A 22,054-nucleotide genomic window follows, 5' to 3' on the forward strand; every position below is an offset into this window, starting at 1 on the left:
ACCCTGACCCGTGTGGAGACCGGCCCATGACCAGTGACACCGCCGGCGCGGCGCCGTCCATCCCGGCGGCCGGGATGGACGACCACACCCTGGCCGCCGCCCTCGCCCACGAGGCCGGCGAACTGCTCCTCGCGATCCGCGACCAGGGCGGCGCCGAAGGCGACCGGCAGTCCAACGAGTTGCTGCTGCACCTGCTCGCCCAGACCCGCCCGCGCGACGCCGTCCTCTCCGAGGAGAGCACCGACAACCACATCCGCCTCGAACGCGACCGGGTGTGGATCATCGACCCGCTCGACGGCACCCGCGAGTACGGCGAGCCACCGCGGGAGGACTGGGCCGTCCACGTCGCTCTCACCAGCGGCGGGACGCCCATCGCCGGGGCGGTCGCGCTCCCCGCGGCCGGCCTCGTCCTGCACACCGGCACACCACCGGTCCTCCCCGCACCGGTGGGCGGGCCGATCCGGCTCGCGGTCTCCCGCACCCGCCCACCCGCCTGCGTCGACCACCTCCTCACCCAGCTCGACGCGACCCTGGTTCCCATGGGCTCCGCCGGCGCCAAGGCGATGGCCGTCGTCCGCGGCGACGTCGACGTCTACGCCCACTCCGGCGGCCAGTACGAGTGGGACTCCTGCGCACCCGTCGCCGTCGCCGCCGCCGCCGGGCTGCACGTCTCCCGCCTCGACGGCTCGCCCCTGCGCTACAACGAACCCAACCCCTACCTCCCCGACCTGCTAATCTGCCGCCCCGAACTCACCGACACAGTCCTGACCGCGCTGAGAGACTCGTGAGGGGAACCGCGCTGTGAAACTCGCCGGCAGGGTCGTCGTGATCACCGGCTCGGGGGGTGGTCTCGGCGAGGCCTGCGCGCGTCGGTTCACCGCCGAGGGCGCGAAGGTCGTCGTGACGGACGTCGACCCCGCCGGCGTCGAGCGGGTGTCGAGCGCGATCGGTGGTGTCGGCCTGGCGGCCGACATCACGGTCGAGGACAACGTCCGCGCCGTCGCCGACCTCGCTCGCCGTGCCTACGGCGAGATCGACGTCTGGTTCAGCAACGCGGGGGTCGCCGGACCCCGCCAGCCCGGCGACGTCCAGGCGAACCCCCTGTGGGATTCGTCCTGGCAGCTGCACGTGATGTCACACGTGTACGCGGTCCGCGAGGTTCTGCCGGCGATGCTCGAACGGGGCGACGGGTATCTGCTGCAGACGGCGTCGGTCGTCGCGCTGTCGACGCAGGCGGAGAAGGCGGCGTACTCGGTGACGAAACACGCGGCGCTCGCGCTCTCCGAGTGGCTGGCGGCCGCGTACCGCCCGCGCGGCATCAAGGTCTCCTGTTTCTGCCCCGGCGCGATGCTGACACCGATGCTCCTCGCGAACGGCCTGCCCGCCGACCATCCGGTGCTCCGCTCCGCGCCGACACCGGACGCGCAGGCCGACCGGCTCGTGCGGGCGATCGACGAGGAGCGGTTCCTCATCGTCGACTCGGAGCAGGGGCCGGACGCGATGCTGGCCAAGCTGACCGACTACGACCGCTGGATCGACGGCATCGCGCCTCCGTTCGCCTGAGTTCGCCTGAGATCCCGCCCCGCCGCGGCCCCGACACACGCCCCGTCGTGACCCCACCACCCGGTCCAGCCGGCCTTCCCCGGCCGCGCGGTCAGGCGTCCGCGTCCGCCTCGGTGAGGATCGGCGGCCCGGCGTCGATGCGGGCGCGGGCGTCGTCGGGACCGCCGCGCCACCAGCCGAGAGCCTCGACCCACCAGGTCAGCCCGGCATCGGCATAGGGCCGGACGACCGCGGCGCCGCGGTCGGGCGCATCCGCGTCGGTCGCCCCCTCGAGGACGATGTCGAACGGGCGTCCGTGCGTCCCCGCGGACACGCGTAGGGCGTGCACGTACCGGACGATGTCGGCGAGCATCGGCGCGGGCATGGTGGTCGGGCGGCCGTAGTCGGCGTGGACGGGCATCACGCCGTCCCACCGGGCGGCGCGGCGGAACGGCGCGCGCAGCGGCCACCGGCCCGCGCACCACACCGGTGGCCGCGGGCGCTGCACGGGGGTCGGCGCCATCGACACGCCGTCCACGACGACGTGCTCGCCGTGGGCGGTCACCGACTCGCCGCTCCACAGCGCGGCGAGCGCCGCAAGTGACTCGTCCAGCCGGGCCGCCCGCAGCCGCGGGTCGGCGGGCTCCCCGAACGCGGTGTACTCGGACGGCATCGAGCCCAGGCCGGCCCCGAAGACCAGCCGGCCGCCGGAGAGGACGTCCAGGGAGGCGATCTCGCGGGCGAGCTTGCCGACCCGGCGCCGGGGAACCGCGGTCATCAGGATTCCGAGCCGGATCCGCGTGGTCGTCGCGGCGATCGCGGCGGCGACCACGGTCGGGTCCACGACCGGCCAGTCGTGGTGGTACAGGACGTGATCCCATGCGAACGCGCCGTCCCACCCGGCCTGCTCGGCCCGGCCGGCCAGCTCGGTGAGCAGAGCCGGGTCGGCGAAGACGCCGACATTGGGCAGGCCGACGGCGAACCGCGGCGACGTGCCGTCGATCGTCATGATTGGACGCTAGGCGAACGCCGGCACCGCCGGTCACCGGTTCGGGATGGGAAGCTGTGGACCATGAACGTGGGCACGGGGGGCGTGGCGGGCCGCGAGGCCTCGGGCGGTCCGGCGGGCGTGGCCTTCTTCGTCTCCTACACGCGGGCTGACCGCCGCTGGGCGGAGTGGATCGCCTGGGTGCTGGAGGAGAACGGTTACTCGACGCTGCTGCAGGTGTGGGACTTCGGCCCGGGGAGCCGGTTCGTCGAGGAGATGCACCGCGCGGCGGGTGCGGCGGAGCGCACCGTCGCCGTCCTGTCGTCGGAGTATCTCGACTCGCGGTTCGGCGCGGCGGAATGGCAGGCGGCCTGGGCGGACGATCCCGACGGGCGGCTGCGCAAGCTTCTGGCGTTCCGGATCGAGGACTGCCCCCGGCCGGGTCTGCTGGGCCAGCTCGTCAGCGTCGACCTCTTCGGGGTCACCGAGGAGGTCGCGGCCGCCAGGGTGCTCGCCGCGGCCCGCGGCGGCCGGGAGAAGCCCCCGATCCGCCCGGCGTTCCCGGGCTAGGCGCGGGCCGGGAGGTGTCGGGAAGGCGCGGAGAAGAGCCCGCGTAGTCGGATGATCGACAGGGCATGTCGCGTAGGGTCGGTGGGGGCAGAGACTTCCTCCGGCATGTGCACCCGCCGGGCGCGGGTGCCGGAAGGGGACGCCATGTCGGATTCGCTGGACCTGGGCGGGCCACCGCCCTCACCCGTCGGCGCGGCCGCCGCCGGCACCACCAGCGGGGTGCTCGAGCTCGCCCCACCGGCTCCGGTGCCGGTCGTCGCGGACGACCAGGTGGACAGCATGGTCCCGCTCGACGAGAAGACGCGGGCGCAGCTGCGCACGCGGGCCGCGGCCTTCGCCGACGACCTCGCCGCGCAGGACCCGCGCAGTCCGGCGTTCCAGGACAAGATCAACGACATCGTGCGCATGGGCGAACGCGAGATCGTCGCGAGCGCCCGGGTGTCCAGCCGGATGCTCGAGCGACCCGCGGCGGCGCTGCGCGGCACCCGCGGTGGCCGCGGCTCCGGCAGCGGCGGCGACGCCCAGGCCCGGGTGGCCCACACCCTCGTCGAGCTGCGCCAGACGGTGACGGACCTCGACCCGGCCGGGGCCGACCTCAAGGGCACCCGCCGGCTGCTCGGCGTGGTCCCGTTCGGCAACCGGATCTCCCGGTACTTCCAGCGCTACCAGTCGGCGCAGAAGCAGCTCGACGCCATCATCAGGGCGCTCGACTCGGGCCAGGACGAGCTGCGCAAGGACAACGCCGCCATCGAGCAGGAGAAGGCGAACCTGTGGGCGGCGATGGGCAAGCTCACCGAGTACGCGACCCTCGCGAAGGCCCTCGACGGAGCCGTCTCGACGAAGATCGACCACATGCGGGCCACCGACCCGGCGACCGCCGACGGGCTCACCTCCGACGCGCTGTTCCCCATCCGCCAGCGCCAGCAGGACCTGCTCACCCAGCTGGCGGTGAGCGTGCAGGGCTACCTGGCCCTCGACCTCGTCCGCAAGAACAACATCGAGCTGATCAAAGGCGTCGACCGGGCGCAGACGACCACGGTCGCCGCGCTGCGCACCGCGGTGATCGTCGCGCAGGCCCTGGCGAGCCAGAAGCTTGTGCTCGACCAGATCAACGCGCTGAACGCCACGACGAACAGCATGATCATGTCGACGAGCGAGCTGCTGCGCCAGCAGTCCGGCCGCATCCAGGAACAGGCGTCGTCCAGCACGGTGGACGTCGAGACGCTGCAGAAGGCGTTCGACAACGTCTTCGCGACGATGGACGCCATCGACACGTACAAGGTGAAGGCGGTCGAGAGCATGGCGACGACCGTCGCCGCGCTCGAGACCCAGGTGGGGCGGTCGAAGGCGTACCTGGAGCGGTCCCGCGCCGGCGAGAGCTGACCGTGCCCGCGGATGACCCGTCCTGACGCCCGCGCCGCGGCCGGCCCTGGGGCCGGCGCCGCGGCCGGTGGGGAGAGGAGGACGCCGTGATCTTCCGGCGGCGTTCCGACAGTGCCGGGAGCTCGGCGAACGACGATCCCGCCGCGGTGGCCGGCGGTGCCCGGGGGCCGGGCGACGACGTCGTCCGGCCGGTCCGCCAGCTCCAGCGTGAGCTCGCCGAGCTCGTCGCGGGCGCGAACGCGAACGGCGGGAGGCTGCCGCCCGGGGCGGTGCCGACCGTGCGCGACATCGACGACGTCCTGCGCCCGTTGCTGCGCTACATCGAGGTCCAGTCGGCGAGCGAGGAGGAGATGAGGTACCTCACCGCGATCGTGCACGAGTACCTGCCGCAGGCACTCGGGGATTTCGTCGCCCTGCCGGCCCACTACGCCGACCGCCCCGGGGTCACGGGGACCACGCCCGCCGACGACCTGATCCGCCAGCTGCAGCTCCTCGACGAGGGCGCCAACGAGCTGCAGGATCTCGTCTACACCGGGGACGCGGCGAAGCTGGCGATCCAGGCGCGCTTCCTGGACGCCAAGTTCCGGCGCTCCGACCTCGACTCGTGACCGTCACCCTGCCCAGGGGCGGCAACGTGCTGCTGTCCCGGTCCGCGCCGGGCGTGGCGCGGGTGCGCGTCGCGTTCGGCTGGAGCGAGGCGCCCGGCTCGGCCGTCGACGTGGATGGCGTCATCGCCCTCGTCGACGGCGGTGGCGCGTCCACCCGGCTGCTCCTCGCCCACCAGGTGCCGAACCCCGCGGAACGGCTCGGCTCCCTGGCACCGCCCCGCCCGACCAGCGGCGAGGCCGAGGCCGTCGAGGACGTCGTCGTCACCCTGGCCGCGGTGCCCGCCACCGTCAGCCGGCTGCAGTTCGGGGCTGCGATCTACGACTCGGCCGGCCGCGGGCAGACGTTCCGGTCGGTGCCCCGCGGCCACATCCGGGTGCTCGACGACGCCGACGGCCGGGAGATCGTCAGCTACGCCTTCGACGTGGAGACCGGCCTCGAGACCGCCCTGATCTTCGGCGAGCTGTACCGGCACCCGACGGGGTGGAAGTTCCGGGCGGTCGGCCAGGGGTACGCGGGCGGCCTGCCCGGCCTCGCCGGCGCGAACGGAGCTGGTGCGAACGGAGCTGGCGCGAACAGTGCCGGCGCGAATGCCGCCGTCGCGAACGGAGGCGGTGTGCCGGCGGCGCGGCCCGCCGACGTGGCCCCGTTCCTCACCCGGACCTCTCGGGCCCGGAGCCGCCGCAAGATCGCCGATCACCTGCACCCGGCGCATCTCGCCCACCCGACCGGCCCGTCCACACCTGCTCGGCCGGCACCGACCTCACAGCCGGCACCGACCTCACCGCCGGGGCCGCAGCCACCCGCGCCGGGAGCACGGCCCACTCCGGCGCCGGCTTCACCGCCGCCATTCCCGCCTTCATCGCCACAGCGGCCAGCGTCACCACCGCCTTCGCCGCAGGCACCGCCGCCTTCCCCGGCACCATCGCCGCCTCCGCCACCACCATCTCGACCTCCGGCACCACCGCGGCCGGCACCACCACGGCCGGCCCCGCCGTCATCTCCACCGGCGGCCGGCGGCGCGCGGTCGCCGCTGGACCTCGGCGGGGACGACGAGGACACCGCGCGGCCGGAAACGCCGGCGGCCGGCGTCCCGGAGCGCCGCCCGTCGACCCCGGTCGAGGTCGGTGAGCGGTCCTCCCGCCACCGGCAGCGCAACGAACACGTCAGCGCGCTCGACGACGATCACCCGGCCACCATCTGGACGGCGGAGCAGCGCGGCTCCGGCGCCCTGACCGTGACCCTGCGCTGGGAGACCCTGACGACCCGCACGGGGCTGCCGCGCCCGAGCAACATCTACCTCGGCTGCCTCTGGCAGGCCCTGGACGGCGCCGCCGGCGTCATCCAGCACCTGGGGCACTCCGCCAGCAGCGCCGGGCGCGCGGGCCGGCAGGTGCTGCGCCTGGGCAGCCGCGACGAGCGGGACGGCCAGACGATTTTCGTCGACCTGAGCACCCTCGCCACGTTCAAGCGGTTCTTCGTCTTCGCCTACGGGCTGCACAGCGCTCCGGAGTGGGCGTCGCTGCGGCCGGTGCTCACCGTCGCCGGGCGGTCGGGCGAACAGCTCGCCATCCGCCCCGGCGGGGCTTCGCCGAGTGCCCGAACCTGTGTTGTCGCCTCTTTTCACATGGTGGGCGACGACCTGGTCATCCGGCGGGAGAACGATTTCGTCGAGGGGACCCAGGCCGACGCCGCGGCGCGGTACGGCTGGTCACTGGAATGGAATCCGGACGGCATGACACCGCGCGATACTCCGTAGTGTTCCTTCGTGCCGCCGGGCGGGTCAGACCCCGGCGTCGACCCGGACGGGGAAGGCCATGACCGTCGTCAGGAGCTCGCGCACCTCCTGCGGTACCGGCGCCGGCCCGGTGGCCGGGCGGTGCACCAGCACGGCGTCGCACAGCGCGACACAGGTCTCGCCGTCGAACATCGCGCACACCTGCAGGACGGAGCTGGTGCCGACCCTGCCCACGCCCACGCCGACGCGGTACTCCCCGGGGTAGCGGACCTCGCCCAGATAGTCGATCTCCACGCGGGCCGCGACCACCGGTAGCGGACGGCTCAGCGCCGGCGCCACATGGCTGTCGCCGAGCAGCGCCCGGTTCATCCCGACCCGGGCCTCCTCGAAGAGCGCCGCGATGGCCACGTTGTTCACGTGCCCGAGGCTGTCCATGTCGCCGAAGCGGGGTTGCAGCGTCATGACGAACGGGTAGTTCGCCAGCTGTGTCCTCGCGGGGTCGTGCGTCGCGCCCATGCAGTCCTTCTACCGCGCCGGGCGCGGCCCGGGGGAGCCGGCGTGGCATGCGTCTCCTCCGTCGCCGTCGCCGTCGCCGTCGCCGTCGCCCGTGGCCGCGCCCGGCGCCCTCGCGGTGCCGGGCCGACTGCCGGGCCGGGTCGACCGTGGCGCCGGGCCGGCCCGCGCCGGTCGTCGTACGGATCGTCGTGCCGGCGGTCGCGCCAGTGGCGGGGCCGTGCCGGCGCTGTGCCGGTGATGGGTCGCGCCGGCGCTTAACTTGCCTCCGTCGGGCGGCCTGCCTGTCCCGCTCGCGGCCGGAGGGTGACCGGCAGCGTGGCGTAGCCGTGCAGCACCTGGGTGGGCCGGCGCCGGGCCTGGCCCGCCCGGGCCAGGCCCGGGTACCGCTCGAACAGGGCCCGCAGGCCCACCTCACCCTCCATGCGGGCCAGGGCGGCGCCGACGCAGTAGTGGATGCCGCCGGAGAAGGCCAGGTGCTCGCGCGCATTGGGTCGCGTGACGTCGAGGACATCCGGTTCGGTGAACACCGCCGGATCCCGGTTCACGCCGCCGAGCAGGATGGCGACGAGTCTGCCGGTGGGGATCGCGGTGCCGAGGACGTCGACGTCCTCGTAGGCGACACGGGCGGTCATCTGCACCGGCCCCTCGAAACGCAGGATCTCCTCCACCGCGTTCGGCCACCGGTCGGGCCCGGACCGCAGATACTCCAGCTGGTCGGGATGCTCCATCAGCAACGCCGCGCCGTTGCCCAGCAGGTTGACGGTCGTCTCGAAGCCGGCGGCGAGCAGGAGCTGGGCGGTCGCGATGAGCTCCGTCTCGGTCAGCCGGTCACCGTCGTCGACGAGCCTGACGAGCTGGCTGAGAATGTCCTCGCCGGGATCGCGGCGCAGCCTCTCGAAATGGCCGCGCAGCCAGGTGTTGATGGCCTGCTGCGCCCGTTCCACCCGCCGGAATGTGCCGTAGGGAAGGCCGAAGTCGAGCGTGGCCGCGGCCGCGGTGCCCCAGGCGAGGAACTGCGCGTGCATCGCCGCGGGCACGCCGAGAATCGTGGCGATCACGGTCACCGGTAGCCGGCTCGCGTAGCGGTCGACGAGATCGACGGTGCCCTCGCCGGCCATGGCGTCGAGCAGCGCATCGGCGGCCCGTTCCACCTCCCCGCGTAGCCCGTCGACCGCGCGGGGCGTGAACACCTTCGACACGAGTCGGCGCAGACGGGTGTGGTCCGGTGGGTCGATAGCCAGCAGCGACGGCGGGTCCAGCGGCCCGTTCACCGTCGGGTCGGGGGAGAGCCGGGCCATCAGCCGCAGTGGCGCGGGCAACGCCGACATGTCGAGGACCATGCCGAGCGCGTTGTCGCGCAGGACGGCCGACGCCGCCCGGTGGCTGGCGGTCACCATTGCCAGCCGGCGGTCGACGAACAACCCCTGGGAACGGATTTCGTCGTAGGCCCCGTAGGGATCCGCGAGAAGGGCAGGCTGCGCCATCGCCAGCGTCGCCAGGTCACCCGACCGCCTGGCTTGCCACAACGCCCCTCGGACGACGCCGTGCCGGACCGTCCAGCGCATTCCGGCCCGAAGCGACACCGCTCTCCGAACCGACCTGCTTTCCCTAACCGACATGGCTGGCCGAGCTGACACAGCTGGCCGAGCTGACACAGCTGGCCGAACTGACATGGCTGCCCGCCTCCGCCGTCCTTCCGGTCGTGCTTCCGTGCCCGGGCCACCAGCCGGACCTGTTCCCGGTCGTGCTTCACCGGCGCCCCGCCCGTATCTGGACGGACATCCGGTGACCGTGCCATGGCCATCCTGTGCCGGGTCGACGTCCACGGCCTTGTTCCCGCTCGTCCCAGCGATTCCGTGACGAGCACGGCATCCTGGCCGGTGCGGTCCGCGCGCCGGCAACGCCGCGACAGCTACCAGAGGTTTGTCGCTGTGCGGGAGTAGCGGCGGAGCGGACCGTGCCGCCTCGACGAAACCGTCGAATGAGTGTTTTTCGGCCAGGCACGCCCAGGAACGATGGTCCAGCGTGTGCGTGACCACGTGGCCTGCCCTTTGCTGGCATTACCTGTGTAGTTCCTCTGTGGAGCGAAGATGGAGCAGTGGTTTGTCGCCCGGGGTTCGCGGATGCAGGTCGCTCCGTACTCGTGTTTAACGTCATGTCATCCGGTATGGTGCATAGCTTGATGGACGAGATTTTCGGGGGGTCCATTGCGTACGGGGGGGCTCGGCCATCCGCGCCGGGCGTTAGAGAAGTACTTGATAGGCCTTCTGACCTGCGTGTTTATCGTTCCCGTGGCCGTCGGAACGTCGGCCACGGGTGCGAGGGAAGTGCTGCCGGCCGCGCCGGTGGTTCAGGCCCGGACGGCAGCTTTCGTGGGCGGCGCCCAGGCGGCGGCGAGCCCGATGCCGGAGGCGGTGCCGCTGCCCGGCTCGGCGGGTGCCGCCGACAGCGGAGCGATGGACGCGGTGATCCTGGTCGATGTGTCCCGCTCGCTCGACGAGCCCACGATCGCCCTGGAGGCGCGTGCCGCCGGCGTGATCGCCGCAACCGACCTGTCGACCCGCACCAGGATCGCGGTGACCGCGTTCGCCAGCATGGGGCCGTCCGGGAGTAGCACGGCGAGACCAGCCGCCGAGACCCTCTGCCCGCTCGCCCCGGTAGACGACCCGGACGACCGGGACCGCATCAGCGGCTGCCTTTCCGGGATCATGCGGCGCACCGCCGGCCAGGGCCAGGACACCGACTACGTCGCCGCCCTGAAATCGGGCTTCGACACGCTTCTGTCCGCGCCTGCCACCGGCTTCGGCCCAGCCCGGAAAGTGATTTTCATTCTTACCGACGGCCAGCTCAGCACGGCCGGAACCGACTCGAGCGGGGGCTCGTCCACCGACCGGTCCGAGAGCGGCCAGATCCGTGACGAGATCCTCCCCGCGGCCAGGAAAGCCGGCATCGAGATCTGGCCGTTCGGCTTCGGGCCGAAGCCGAACATCACCGATCCCACCGGCCACACGGTCGACCTGGCCACGCTGGCACGCGACGCCAGTCCGCCACCCACGCCGTGCCCGGGCTACGATCCGGCTACGGAGCGGGTCGTGCCGCTGGCCACGTCCGCCGATCTGACCGGGCCGCTGCTGACCACGCTCGGCCTGCTGCGCTGCGAGTTCGCCGGCCCGGTGAAGTCGTACGGTCTCGACCTCGGGTCCGAAGTCGGCGTGGTCATACCCGCCGGCGTCGCCGATGCGGCGATCACCGTCCTCAAACCGAGCCAGGGCACCCGGCTCACGTTCCACCCCCCGGGCCCGGGCGGTGTCGGAGACAAGGACGTGCCCCTCCCGCGCGACTTCGACGATGCGGGCAGCAGCTATATCCGGCGTGGAGGCTCCGGATGGGTGGAATCCCTGCGGATCGTCAATCCGCCGCCCGGCACCTGGGTCGTGAAGGCCGAACCGGCCCCCGGCGAACCCGGCGGGATGATCACGGTCGTCCCGGTCTGGCGGCTGCTCGGGAACCTTGAGATCGATGGGCCGGCGCCGTACCCGGGTTCGCAGGCCAGCGCGCACCTGCGCCTGTTCGGCCGGCGGGACGCCTTCGCCGACGCGGCAGGCACGGCCGGCCTGCGGGTCGACGTGACGACACTGCGGCCGGGGCAGAACCCGGCCGACGGGATCCCCGCCGGCACCCTCAGGGACGACGGCGGGAAGCAGGACGTCCCAGGGGCCGAGCGTGGCGGCGGGGCCGGGAACGGGGTCGGAAGCGGGACTGAGAGCGGCCGCGGTGACGGCGTGTTCAGCGGTTCCGTGGCCGTCCCGAAGGACGCCTCCGAACGCGTCATCTTCGTCGCGCGGCTCGGCGGTACGAGTTTCGGGCAGGCGCTCTGCGCCCGCCAGGTATGCGGCGAGTGGACGTTCATGAGTGCCGTCAGCGGATCCGCCGGCGGAGTAGGCGCCGCCGGCCCGCATATCCGCATCCGCCCTCCGGCCGGATCCGTCGTCGCGGGCGGCGAGATCAGCGGTGAGATCACCATCCACGCCCTGGGAACCGGCAAGCTGCCGCTGCTCGGCATCGCACTGCTCGACCAGGATCCGGGAGTGACGGTGAGCCCGGCCCGGATCCAACCGCCGGCCGGCGGCGGCTCCGGTACCGGGACCACCGTGCGCTTCACCCTGCGTGTGGACTCGTCGGCACGGCCGGGGCCGCTGCGCGGCAGCGTCGCGGTGACCAACCTCAATGCCCCGCCGAACATGGGGATGGCCATCGGTGACTTCGACATCACCGTGCGCCCGGCACCGACCGGCGGCACATCCGGATGGGTGCGCCTGATCGTCGCGCTGGTATCAGCTGCCCTGTTCGCCGCCCTCGTCTCCGGGGGTCTGATGGCGTGGGGCAGCTCCAAGAAGCGGAGGAGCATGGGGGGCAGGCCCGACAGGGGCGTCGCGGATCCGTCGGACATACCGAGTGATCAGCCGGTGCCGTCCGGTACCCCCGCGTCGCCCGAGCCGCGGGGGGTGCTCGGCCTGACCGTGTACCTGTACGACCACGGAACGCCCGTCGACTACCTCGACGCGGAGGAGTCGGACGGCGCCCGCCTGGCCCTCCGGCTACCCAAGCCCGATTCGCCGCCCCAGTTGGCGCGACCGGCTGACGGCGCCGAGCCTGACTTCGTCATCCGGCGGGTGGAGGATCCGGAATCGACGGATATCCGGATCCGTCGACCGGGCCAGCGCGAGCTCACCTTCCCGGTGGGGCTCACGGTCCTGCACCGCGCCGAGAACGCCTTCGACCTCGCGGTGATGGACACCTGGGAACCAGCCGAGCCGGACGTCAACCCGGCCGACCGGGTGAACGCGGACGGGTACGCGGTAAGCGGGGACGGCGCACCATCCGCGGCGGTCCAGCCGACGGCTCAAGCCGTTGAGCCCGGCACCGGGCCTGCGCCCGCGGTGGATGGGGAACCGGATCCCGCCACGGAACCGGTGGCCCCGCCGCCGGGCGGATCGCGGGTCGGGGAGGTGAACCGGGCATGACGCTGAAAGTTTTCATCAGCTATGCCCGGAAGAACGACCGGCGCAAGCACATTACAATCTTCCGGCAGGATCTGCAGAACGAGCTCGATCAGCAGATAGGCGGGGAGCCGGTCGAGGTTTTTCTCGACCGGGATCTCACGCCGGGGGCCGACTGGAAGTCGGACATCGAGAACGAGCTCAACACGTGCGATTTCTTCATCCCAATCTGCACCGAGAGCTATTTCCAGTCCGCGGCCTGCGCCGAGGAGTGGGGACTGTTCCGTCGCCGTCTGTTCGAGGCGGTGAGGTACGGCGACAAGCGGCCGTCCCGGATCATCCCCATCTGGTGGAAGCGGATGAGCTATATACCGCCGATCGTCAAGGCTTACCAGCTCACGATCGACGGCAACCCGCACACCACGAAGAGGGGCCTCTTTGATGACCTGATCGAGAATCGGGATTTCGGAGCGTACCCGATGGCCGTCCAGCATCTTGCCGAGCAGATCAAGAAGGTTCACAAGGCAAAAGCCTCGAGGGACTGGCGGCCGCGAAGCCCGCAGCTGAGGATGGACGGGCGGAACTTTGCGTTCGAGCCGGGCCAGTTCGGCAGGGACGACGTCCTGAAGTGCCATCTGGTATATGCGGTGGCCAAGAAAGAACAGCTGAACGGACGGCCGGTCCCGGATGAGGGCGCGTATCATGAGTCCGTCGACGAGTGGGACCCGTTCCGCAGGCGTGCGGCCTCCTCGGGGCATCCGATGACCCACTGGGACGCGATGACGAGCTACCCGGCGCTCGGTCTGAGCTGGGCACTTCACATGCTGAACGTAGAGGTGATCGGCGAGCCGCTACCCGCCTTCGAGGAATGGAGTGCCGCGACAGTGAGATCGATCAGGCGAAAGGGGACGCCGATGATCGCTTTGTTCGACCGCACGGATCCTATCGGGGCTCGAATCTGGATGATATCTACAATTCAGCCGACGCAGGCTCGAAAAAGGGTCGTGATTTCTCCGCTGCCCGAAGCTGCCGCCGGGACCGAGAGCACCACGGGCGCCGTGGGCGTGCAGAGTGCCGCAAGTGCTGCGAGCGCCGTGGATTCCGTGGATTCCGTGGATTCCGTGGGTGCCGCCGGAGCCGCCCGCAGCGACCCTCGCTACATATTCGAGTGCGTGCGGGCGACGACTGAGATCGTCGCCGCTGTCCGGCGCAGTGTGGAGCACCACTGGCCCGACGGGTCGGGCGGCGACGGCGGGCCGCTGGTGACCAACCCCTACGATCTGGGCACCTGAGATGCCCGGCACGGTGGTCACCTTCTACTCGTACAAGGGTGGCGTCGGGCGTTCTCTCGCACTCGCCTGGGTAGCCTGGATCCTCGCCTCGGCCGGAAAAAAGGTCCTCGTCGTCGACTGGGATCTGGAGGCCCCCGGCCTGGAGAACTACTTCTGGCCGGCCGCGGCCGTCAAGGGGATGCGGACCAGGGCCGGTCTCGTGGATCTCGTCATCGACTACCGCGACCGCCTCGACGCGGACGCACTGGCACGGTACCTGGAACGTCATTCATGGCAGCCGCTCGCCGCCCACCCGGACTGGTCCGGGGAGGACTGGGCGGACCCGTCGACCGCCGAGCAGGCGCGTGCGGAGCTGGCCGATCCCGACCTGCGGGAGTGGGTCCGGGAGCGGATCACCAGGGTGGATCTGGATGCGGCCCGCGCCGAGCTCACCAGGGATTCGTCCGGCGGCGAGGCTGATTCCGACCCTATGAAGCAGCGGTTGAGGGACTGCACCAGCTGGGCCTCGTTCGTCGAGGAGCTGGACATCGACGACGTTTTCCAGCCCGGTGGCTCGGTCGACCTCATGCGATCCGGCCGCCTCGATGCTGAATACGCCGCAAAGCTGGCGCTCCTGGACTGGAACGAGCTGTACACGAAGTTCGCCGGGCACCGCTTCTTCCGGACCCTCAAGTCCAGATGGGCGGACTACTACGATTTCGTCCTGGTGGATTCGCGGACGGGCATGGGGGATGTGTCGGCCACCTGCACGCAGGTTCTCCCCGATGTCATGGTCGCCTGTTTCGGTATGAACGAGCAGGGCATCCTCAACACCGCACGGGTCGCCGCCCAGGCCCGTGCGGCAGGCGCCCGTGAGCGGCGTGAACTGAGAATCCTGCCGTTGCCGTCACGGATCGAGACCTCCGCGCGGGCGGCGGCGGGAAAGGCAAAGGACCGCTACCAGCGGGTGTTCGAACTGCCGTGGGAGGAGTTCGAGGAGGTCTCCACGACGCTGCCGCGTCAGCCGTTGATAGGGCCCAGAATCCTGGGCGGCACGCAGAAGTACTGGGAGCAGGTGGCGTTGCCGCACACCCCGCGGTACGCGTTCCAGGAGGGTCCGCCGCACGGAATCGACCGGGATCGTCTGCAGCGGGCCTGCGAATTTCTCGCCCAGAACATCGGGCGGGATGACACAATCCGCCTGAACCCGCCGTCGCGGACGGCATGGGCGAAAATGGTGGCGGGCTTCGACCGTCCCGCGCGCAAGCTGCAGTACGACGAGTTCGTGATCAGCTACGCCGAAGGCGGCCGGGATCCGCTCTGGGCGGCCTGGGTGTACGAACAGCTGTGCCGGATTTCCGCGCGGGTACGGCAGCACAACGCGAGCCGGGACGGGACGGGCTTCCTCGACGACCGGCTCCGGGACGCCGGCGGCGATCCGGGCACGGACATCGACGGCGGGAAACTCTGTGTGCTGATCCTGCTCAGCCCCAGATATGTCGAATCCGACTTCGGCCGGGCCACCTGGCGGTGGGCCGCCAGCCGCTACACCAGGGCGGACCCGGCCGACCGTGGCTCCAGCCGATGGAGCCTCCTGCCCGTTCTCATCTCCTCCCACGCCCCGGAGACGGCACCGTTCGCCGAGATCCAACCGGTGAGCCTGGTCAAACTCGACGAGGAGACAGCCAGAACGACGCTGCTGGCGGAGCTGGCCGACACGTGGGACGAGCGCGAGTCCGCGGTCCTGACGCCTGTGGAGTTTCCCGGGAGCCCGGAGGATCTCGTCCGCCGTTACCAGGAGCGGGCTGACGAGCTCGAAAGGGCGAACGCCGTGACGGCGGAACGGGTGGCGACCCTGCGCCAGCTCGCCCAGGAGAAGCTGGAGCATCACGGTACGACCTCGACCTCCCAGGCCGTCCAGCACCTGAGGGAGGCGAACCGGCTCGCCCGCGACAGGCGGGACAGCCTCGTGGCCGCTCTCACCGGGTTCGAGCTCGCCTACGCCGAGTTTTCGGAAGAGCAACTACCACAGCGGCGGCGTACCGGCCGGCCCCGACAGACCGCCGTGCGCGCGGTCGAGGAGACCATGCGGCTGGTGGACTCCGACACCATCGCAGATCTCTCCGACGCCACCGACATCCGCGGCGCCATTGACCCCAACAATTCCCGCGGCGGAATCCACGCCAGGAGCACCCTGACGTCGTCCAGGCTCTACCGCAATGATCTGCGCCCCCTTCGCCGGGCCATAGACGAGGTGGACCGGCTTGGGCTGATCGAACCCCTGTCCCCGGACGGGCAGCGGCTGCGGCTGGCGAAGGCGGTCGTGCTCCGTCTCCTCGACGACGTCCAGGAGGCACGGCCACTCCTGGTCGAGGTCCATCAGAACGCCGGCCGGGACCGCGCTCTCCGGGCCCGGTGCGACCTGGAGATCGGGATGGGGTCGTTCGCACGCGGCAGAACGTTCTGGGACGACGCGTACCGCAAACTGCTGCGGCTGGTCCAGCAGCCAGATGTCGAAGCCCGGATCAGGTTCCTGGCGCTTTCCACCCTAGGTGCGATGGCGAAGCCCGAAGAGGCCAGGGGGCATTTCGAGCGGGCGCTCGAGGCGGTAGCCGGGGAACGTCACCTCGCCGGACTCCGGATCGCCGCCCTCGTGAATCTCGGCCGGAACGCGGCTGCCCGCGGCCTGCATCCCACGGAGGAGGGCGGACCGCTGAAGCACTTCGAGGAGGCGGTCGACGCGGCCAGGGGCGAGTGGCCACTGGTCTCGCTTCCGCTCGCCGAGGCGTACTGGCAGACCAGCCGGCCGGTGAAATCACCTCATACGTCGAAGGAAATTCTGGCCCGTCTGCTGCGAGCGATCTGGATCTACACTGTACTCGGCCTGCAGGCCGAGGTCCATGAATGCCGAAAGATCATCGGGACTCGCGCGGCGAAGGACATGGGCTGGGATTCCTTCAAGGAAATCAACGACGGCGAACCGACCTCCACGTTCACCCCCGCGAAGATTAGCGACTTCGACGTGATCATGGCGATCCTCGACGTCCGAGTGCCCGACACCACCGCGCTCCGCTGACCCTCCGCCCCGAGCGGGCGCGGACCGGAACAGCGCATAGATACGGTGTCGCCCGGCACCATCGACACCCCATGGTGGCCGCGGAGGACGCTGCCGACGCCAAGACGGACGCGCTGGTCGAACGCACGCCACTCGGCCGCAGGGGCCGGCCGCAGGGGCCGGCCGGAGGAGGTGGCCGCGGTGGTGGCGCTCCTGCTCTCGGACGAGGCCAGCTTCGTCAACGGGACCGACGTCCTGATCGACGGCGGGGTGCACGCCTCGTTCGACAGCGGGTCGTTCCTGCTGTTCGGACAGTGACCGAGGCGACCGCGGAGCTGGAAGTGGAGCAGAATCACGACGCACCACGGACGAGAGGGTGGCGATGAAGGCGGTTCGGGGACATGAGGGACGCCCGGTGGTCATCGACGTCGCCGAGCCGCCCGGCTGGGACGAGGGCGAGCTGCTGAACATGGCCGTGGCCGGGATCTGCGCCTCGGACCTCAACTACCTGCGGCTCGGCACCCGGTTCATCCTCGGCCACGAGCTCGCCGGGCGGAAGGCGGACGGGACGCCCGTCCTGGTGGAGGGGCAGTTCGGGTGCGGGAGGTGCGACTTCTGCCGGGAGGGCCGGAACAACCTCTGCGACCAGTCCACCAGGAAGGCTCTCGGCATCATGCAGAACGGCGGCATGGTGGAGCAGTTCCGGGTGCCAGCCCACAAGGTCCTCGAGATACCGGCCGGGCTTGACGTCTCGAACGCCTCGCTGGCCGAGCCCGCCGCGGTCGCCTGGCACGGCGCCCGCGTCGGCGGGACCGCGCCGGGCCGGACCGTCGTCGTCGTCGGCGGCGGTTCGATCGGCCAGCTGGCCGCCGTCGCGGCCCAGACCCAGGGCGCTGCCGAGGTCGTCATGGAAGCCCGCTACCCCCACCAGCACGCGATCCGCGAGCGGATGGGCGTCGGGGAGCCCAGGGCGGGCGAGCGCTACGACGTGGTGATCGAGGCCGCGGGGTCACCCAGCTCCCTGCGGCGCAGCGTCGAGCTGGTGAAGCCAGGCGGCACCGTCTCGCTCCTGGGCGTCCACCAGGGCGGTATCGACGTGCCGTACTCGTCGTTGTTGACCAAGGAGGTCACGCTGGTCGCGTCGATGGGGTACTGCGGGCATGCCGGCCGGCGGGAGATGCTTCAGGCCGCCGAGATGCTCGCGGCGCGCCCTGAGATCCCGGACTCGCTCATCACCCATCGCTTCCCGCTCGAGGACGCGGCCGAGGCCTTCCGGGTGGCGGGCGACCGCGAGTCGGGCGCGGTCAAGGTCGTCGTCGAGGTTGGCTGAGCTGGTCCAGGCCGGCCGTGGTAGCGGCTGGGGCTCCGTCCACCACTGCTTCTACCGCGGAACCGTAAGGGCGGCATCCATGCGTTGAATCCCTTGACACCGCCCGGCATGCCAAGCCTTTCGAACACCTTCTGAAATGCGTGAACGGATGAATCCGGCTGGCCGGCGCCTGTTGGGCACCGGAGCCGGGCTCCGGCGTGCTGCCGGTCGTCGGGGGTGATGGGAGTGGCGACTGGCCGCGATGATAAGGAGTTAGCGTCCTCCCAGGTAGGGACAGCCATGGTCGCGTACGACCGGGGTGGCTGACTCGTGAGAAGTGCCGGCGGTCCGGCCCACATAGTGCGCAACCGGGCGCAACGGATCCACCAAATGAAAAAGCCCCTGCGAATCGGCAACCCTTCACAGTCGCGGAACGACTTTCCATGGGGAGGGGCCCGATTCGACGAAGAGGTCACATGTCCTTGAAACGAGCAGTCCGGAGCGCGGCGCTGGTGGCGGTGGCCACCGCCACGTTCGCCGGCTGCGTACCGGTCAGCCCGGGCGGCGGAGGCGGCGCCGTCCCGACCGCCTCGCCGTCCGTCCCCCCGACCGCACCCTCGTCGCCGTCCGGCACTCCGGCGGGCACTCCGACCGTCTCGCCGTCGGTCCAGCCGACCGTGCCGTCGTCGCCGACCAACACCCCGGTGGGCACCCCGACGCCTTCGCAGACCACGTCCCCGTCCGGACCGACGTCCGGTGACTGCGGGCGGACGTCGGGAGCCTCGCCGGCGACGAAGATCACCGAGGTCGGCCTGGGGTCGCCGGCGGTCAGCTTCGCGCCGCAGGGCGACACCGACCCCCTGCCGACCGCGATCGCCGCCGCGCCGGGCGGCGGGTCGTGGCTGGCCTGGCTGGGCACCGACTCCAAGGTGCGCCTCGGCAAGCTGGACTGCGGTGACCAGCTGGTCGGTACTCCCACATCCCTCGACGCGGTCGACCTGCAGGACGTCAAGGCCGATGCGGACGGTGTCGTGGTCCTGCTGACCCGTCCCGGCCCGCAGGGCAGCGGGACGCTGTGCGGCGGGACGTCCAGCCCGACCAGGACCATGTGGATGGTCCGCCTCGACAACACCGGCAGACAGCTGTGGGAGCGTCAGGTCACCAACCTGAGCAGCAGCCGCGGCGGCTACGACCCCGGGGCTCTGTTCGTCTGGTGGTACAACCACCACGGCACCCTGGCCTACGACGGCACCAACTACGCCGCCTACTTCGAGGCGGCGATCACCGTGGCCAACGGCGGCTGCGTCGACATCCACGAGGGCGACCGGATGCAGGTGGTCAACGCCGCCACCGGCGCGCTGGTCTCCGGGCACGACAGCTTCGACTGGGGCTGCAGCCACGCCTGGGACTCCCACATCATCTGGGACGCCCGCACCGGCCACTTCGCGATGGTCTGCGCCACGGACAACAACTGCCGCATCGCCCGCCCCGGCACCGGCCAGACCGTCGTGCCCGGGGTCTGCGACGGAACCCTGTTCGGCGGCAACATCGTGCTGGCCGGCACCCCGGGCTACTGGACCGCGTGGAGCAACGGCAACCAGGTACGGCTGGAGCACTTCTCCACGGGCGCGTCCGACCGGACGGTCCTCACCGCCGACCGGACCCAACACTCGCACCTGGTCGGCTACGGCGCCGGCAGGATGCTCCTGACCTGGAAGTCCGGAACCTCGACCACCGCCCAGGCGTACGACACCACCAGTGGCGGCACCGTGGGCGGCCAGTTCACGATCGCCGTGCCGGACCACACCTACGTCGAGGCCAAGGCCTACCCCGACGGCAGCGTCGCCTTCCCCGCCGCCGGCACTTCCAGCACGTCCATCCGGGTCGTTCGGGTAATGCCGCTCACCTGACACCACAGGCGAGGGGCGGGCGGGCGCGGCGACCTCGTCGCGCCCGCCCTGCGCCTCGGGCGGATCCGGTCGGGTGGTGCCGCGGGCGGTGCGGCCGGCCGGCCGTCCGGTGCCGGTGCGTGCACGGACACCTACCAGGAGGCGCAGTGTTCGTGGCAGAATGCCTACCGTGCACGGACAGGACGGTGCGGCACCCGTGACGCGCCGGCCGTCAGCGGCCGGCACCGGCGGCGGCGCACCTACCCCTGCCCGCACGCCGGCCGCGGCCCGGCAGCCGCTTTCGCGGCGAGAGGTCGTCGAGCTGCACGGCCGTCTGGTCGCCGGGGATCCCACGGCGCTCGCCGTCGTCCACGAGCGGTACGCCCGCTACCTGCTTGCCGTCGCCACGCGGGTGACCGGTGACGCCGACGCGGCCCGGGACGTCCTCCAGGAGGTGCTGGTCGCGTTCTGGCAACATCCGCTCCGGTTCGACCCGGACCGCGGGGAGCTGCGCACCTGGCTCGCGGTACTCGCCCATCGGCGCGCCGTCGACTGGGTCCGCCGGGAGATCGCCCGGCGCCCTACCGACCTGGTCGCGCGGGCCCTCGCCGAGCAGTCGGACGGCCCGGCGGCCGACCGCGACTTCCTCGCGAGGGAGGACGCCGACGCCGTGCGGGCCGCCGTCGCCGCGTTACCCGTGAAGCTGCGCGAGGTGGTGGAGTTGGCCTACTACAGGGAGTTGACCTACCGTGAGGTGGCCATTCGGCTCGCCATCCCGGAGGGGACGGCGAAGTCGCGCATGCGAGCGGCCCTGTCAGCCCTCGCGCTGGCCCTCACCCGCCTGGGAGCCGCCCCGTGACGGTCGACCCAACGGCCGCGCCCACACCGGAACACTGTGTGACGGCGCTGCTGGACGCGTACGTGGTGGGTGAGTGCACGGCCGCCGCGGCGGCCGCCCTCGAGACCCATCTCGGCCGGTGCGTGAGCTGTTCCGTCAACGCGGCACAGCTCGCCCTCACCGTCCCGCCGCCGGCCTGGTCCGCCGCCGGGCCCCCCGACGCGCCAGCCGCCGACGTCGACATGGACCTCACGCCCGGCCGACCCGGGTCGCTCGACGCCGTCCTCGCCGCGGCGCTCGCCGCCCGGCCCGCCGCGCCCGGCACGGTCGTCGCGGGCCTGACGGCAGCGGCACAGGCCGGCCCCGCCCGGCCGCGCGGACCGCGGACCCCGACCCACGGGAGCCGGGCTGCCGCGCTCGACAGGCTGCTGGCCGAGCTCACCCCGGCGCACTGGGGGCGCCCGGCCGCGGCCGGCTGGTCGGTGCGTGAGCTCGTGCTGCACCTGTACGCCGTCGACGGCCTGTTGCTGGCCGCCCTCGATGGCGCCGGCAGCGACGCCGGCACCGGCGGCGACGTGCCCGGCGACCTGGGACGGCCGGACGAGGATCCGGTGGCGCGCACCGAGGCCGTCCTGGCGGCCACCCGGGAGTGGTCGGTCGAGCAGGTTCGGTTGCGCTGGTTCGAACGCGCGGGGTCGGTGTGCGCGGCCGTGGCCGACGCGACCCGGGCCTCGGGGCCGTCAGCCGTGACGGCGGGCGGCTGGACGACCACCCCGGCGGACCACCTGACCGCCCGGGCGTTCGAGACGTGGATCCACACCCGGGACATCGCCGCGGCCGCGGGTCTGGCCGTACCGGATCCGGGCGGGGACGAACTGCACACCATGGCTGATCTCGCGCTGCGCCTGCTGGCCGACCCGTGGACGGCGGCCGTGGAGACGGCCGGGCCGGCCGCGCTCACCGTGACGTTGACCGGGCCGGGCGGCGGTACCTGGTCGCTGGACCCCTCCGGTGTGCACGAGTGGGAGAACGGCGCCGGCCTGGTGGAACCTGGCCCCGCCGCGGGTCTGGCGCTCACGACCGGCCCGGCGTCGGGCCCGCTGACCACGGGGGCTGTGACCACGGGGATCGTTCCGTTCTGTCTGCTGGCCGGCGATCGCGCGACGGTGGACGCGGTGGCCACGAGGATGGAGGGCGACGAGCGGCTCGCCGTCGAGCTCCTCACTCTCGCTCCCAGCCTGGCCGGCCCCTGAAAGGGAGTCTTTCGGGCTGAGGCCGGAGCGAGACGGCGCGAACGCCATGCCCGCCGTCTCCTCCGCGCTCGCCACGAGGCCGGCCGCGGTGAGCGG

The 22,054-nt window shown here is 71.8% G+C and carries 18 protein-coding genes; 14 read left to right on the top strand and 4 right to left on the bottom strand.

The genetic code is table 11. The annotated features are described in order from the left end of the window. Positions 1–74 precede the first annotated feature (74 nt). Together E0504_RS44475 and E0504_RS44480 are read left to right on the top strand one after the other, a co-directional pair. Positions 75–788 (top strand): 3'(2'),5'-bisphosphate nucleotidase CysQ, encoded by a 714-nt coding sequence (locus E0504_RS44475; RefSeq protein ID WP_165938828.1) that lies wholly within the window; start codon positions 75–77, stop codon positions 786–788. A 13-nt stretch (positions 789–801) separates the two neighbouring features. Then, positions 802–1,563 carry an SDR family oxidoreductase gene (locus E0504_RS44480; protein ID WP_112106221.1) on the top strand — a complete coding sequence of 254 codons (762 nt, stop codon included), beginning with the start codon at positions 802–804 and terminating at the stop codon, positions 1,561–1,563. Between the two features lie 91 nt (positions 1,564–1,654). On the opposite strand, the gene E0504_RS44485 is transcribed toward E0504_RS44480, so the two are convergent. Beyond that, positions 1,655–2,551 (bottom strand): LLM class flavin-dependent oxidoreductase, encoded by an 897-nt coding sequence (locus tag E0504_RS44485; protein WP_112106222.1) that lies wholly within the window; start codon positions 2,549–2,551, stop codon positions 1,655–1,657. A gap of 63 nt (positions 2,552–2,614) precedes the next feature. On the opposite strand from E0504_RS44485, the gene E0504_RS44490 reads away from it, so the two are divergent. The 4 genes from E0504_RS44490 to E0504_RS44505 all read left to right on the top strand — a co-directional run bounded on the left by E0504_RS44490 (position 2,615) and on the right by E0504_RS44505 (position 6,848). Further along, positions 2,615–3,100, top strand: a complete 486-nt coding sequence (locus tag E0504_RS44490) for a toll/interleukin-1 receptor domain-containing protein (RefSeq protein ID WP_131627492.1) — start codon at positions 2,615–2,617, stop codon at positions 3,098–3,100. Between the two features lie 144 nt (positions 3,101–3,244). Beyond that, positions 3,245–4,483 (top strand): toxic anion resistance protein, encoded by a 1,239-nt coding sequence (locus E0504_RS44495; protein WP_112106245.1) that lies wholly within the window; start codon positions 3,245–3,247, stop codon positions 4,481–4,483. 86 nt (positions 4,484–4,569) lie between these two features. Continuing rightward, positions 4,570–5,091 carry a hypothetical protein gene (locus E0504_RS44500; RefSeq protein ID WP_112106223.1) on the top strand — a complete coding sequence of 174 codons (522 nt, stop codon included), beginning with the start codon at positions 4,570–4,572 and terminating at the stop codon, positions 5,089–5,091. Beyond that, on the top strand, positions 5,088–6,848 hold the full coding sequence (locus tag E0504_RS44505; RefSeq protein ID WP_131627494.1) for a TerD family protein: 1,761 nt from the start codon (positions 5,088–5,090) through the stop codon (positions 6,846–6,848). The genes E0504_RS44500 and E0504_RS44505 overlap by 4 nt, the downstream gene beginning before the upstream one ends. A gap of 24 nt (positions 6,849–6,872) precedes the next feature. On the opposite strand, the gene E0504_RS44510 is transcribed toward E0504_RS44505, so the two are convergent. Next, positions 6,873–7,343, bottom strand: coding sequence for a thioesterase family protein (locus E0504_RS44510; protein WP_071062254.1), 471 nt, complete (start codon positions 7,341–7,343; stop codon positions 6,873–6,875). 254 nt (positions 7,344–7,597) lie between these two features. Further along, complete coding sequence (locus E0504_RS44515) at positions 7,598–8,962, bottom strand: cytochrome P450 (RefSeq protein ID WP_112106225.1); 1,365 nt, start codon at positions 8,960–8,962, stop codon at positions 7,598–7,600. A gap of 708 nt (positions 8,963–9,670) precedes the next feature. Here E0504_RS44515 and E0504_RS44520 point away from each other — a divergent pair. The 5 genes from E0504_RS44520 (at position 9,671) to E0504_RS44540 (ending at position 17,999) form a co-directional block, all read left to right on the top strand. After that, positions 9,671–12,367, top strand: a complete 2,697-nt coding sequence (locus E0504_RS44520; protein WP_207974700.1) for a vWA domain-containing protein — start codon at positions 9,671–9,673, stop codon at positions 12,365–12,367. Then, the gene (locus E0504_RS44525) at positions 12,364–13,635 is read left to right on the top strand and encodes a toll/interleukin-1 receptor domain-containing protein (protein WP_131627498.1); all 1,272 of its coding nucleotides are present in this window, start codon (positions 12,364–12,366) and stop codon (positions 13,633–13,635) included. The genes E0504_RS44520 and E0504_RS44525 overlap by 4 nt, the downstream gene beginning before the upstream one ends. Before the next feature lies 1 nt (position 13,636). Beyond that, entirely contained in the window at positions 13,637–16,690 is a 3,054-nt protein-coding gene (locus tag E0504_RS51655; protein WP_112106228.1) for a hypothetical protein, read from the top strand. 45 nt (positions 16,691–16,735) lie between these two features. Beyond that, on the top strand, positions 16,736–16,987 hold the full coding sequence (locus tag E0504_RS44535; protein WP_165938825.1) for an SDR family oxidoreductase: 252 nt from the start codon (positions 16,736–16,738) through the stop codon (positions 16,985–16,987). Positions 16,988–17,051: 64 nt separating this feature from the next. Next, positions 17,052–17,999 carry a zinc-binding dehydrogenase gene (locus E0504_RS44540; RefSeq protein ID WP_131627502.1) on the top strand — a complete coding sequence of 316 codons (948 nt, stop codon included), beginning with the start codon at positions 17,052–17,054 and terminating at the stop codon, positions 17,997–17,999. A 451-nt stretch (positions 18,000–18,450) separates the two neighbouring features. Here the strand turns inward: E0504_RS44540 and E0504_RS53000 are convergent, their stop codons facing one another. Continuing rightward, the gene (locus E0504_RS53000; protein ID WP_235013946.1) at positions 18,451–18,690 is read right to left on the bottom strand and encodes a hypothetical protein; all 240 of its coding nucleotides are present in this window, start codon (positions 18,688–18,690) and stop codon (positions 18,451–18,453) included. Between E0504_RS53000 and E0504_RS44545 the strand changes: the two genes are divergently transcribed. The 3 genes from E0504_RS44545 (at position 18,683) to E0504_RS44555 (ending at position 21,958) form a co-directional block, all read left to right on the top strand. Further along, positions 18,683–19,888, top strand: coding sequence for a hypothetical protein (locus tag E0504_RS44545; protein WP_243657919.1), 1,206 nt, complete (start codon positions 18,683–18,685; stop codon positions 19,886–19,888). The genes E0504_RS53000 and E0504_RS44545 overlap by 8 nt on opposite strands. Before the next feature lie 160 nt (positions 19,889–20,048). Next, complete coding sequence (locus E0504_RS44550; RefSeq protein ID WP_112106232.1) at positions 20,049–20,726, top strand: RNA polymerase sigma factor; 678 nt, start codon at positions 20,049–20,051, stop codon at positions 20,724–20,726. Further along, positions 20,723–21,958 (top strand): maleylpyruvate isomerase family mycothiol-dependent enzyme, encoded by a 1,236-nt coding sequence (locus E0504_RS44555; RefSeq protein ID WP_131627506.1) that lies wholly within the window; start codon positions 20,723–20,725, stop codon positions 21,956–21,958. Before E0504_RS44550 ends, E0504_RS44555 begins: the two co-directional genes overlap by 4 nt. Positions 21,959–22,054 lie beyond the last annotated feature (96 nt).

Source organism: Parafrankia sp. BMG5.11 (assembly GCF_004337455.1).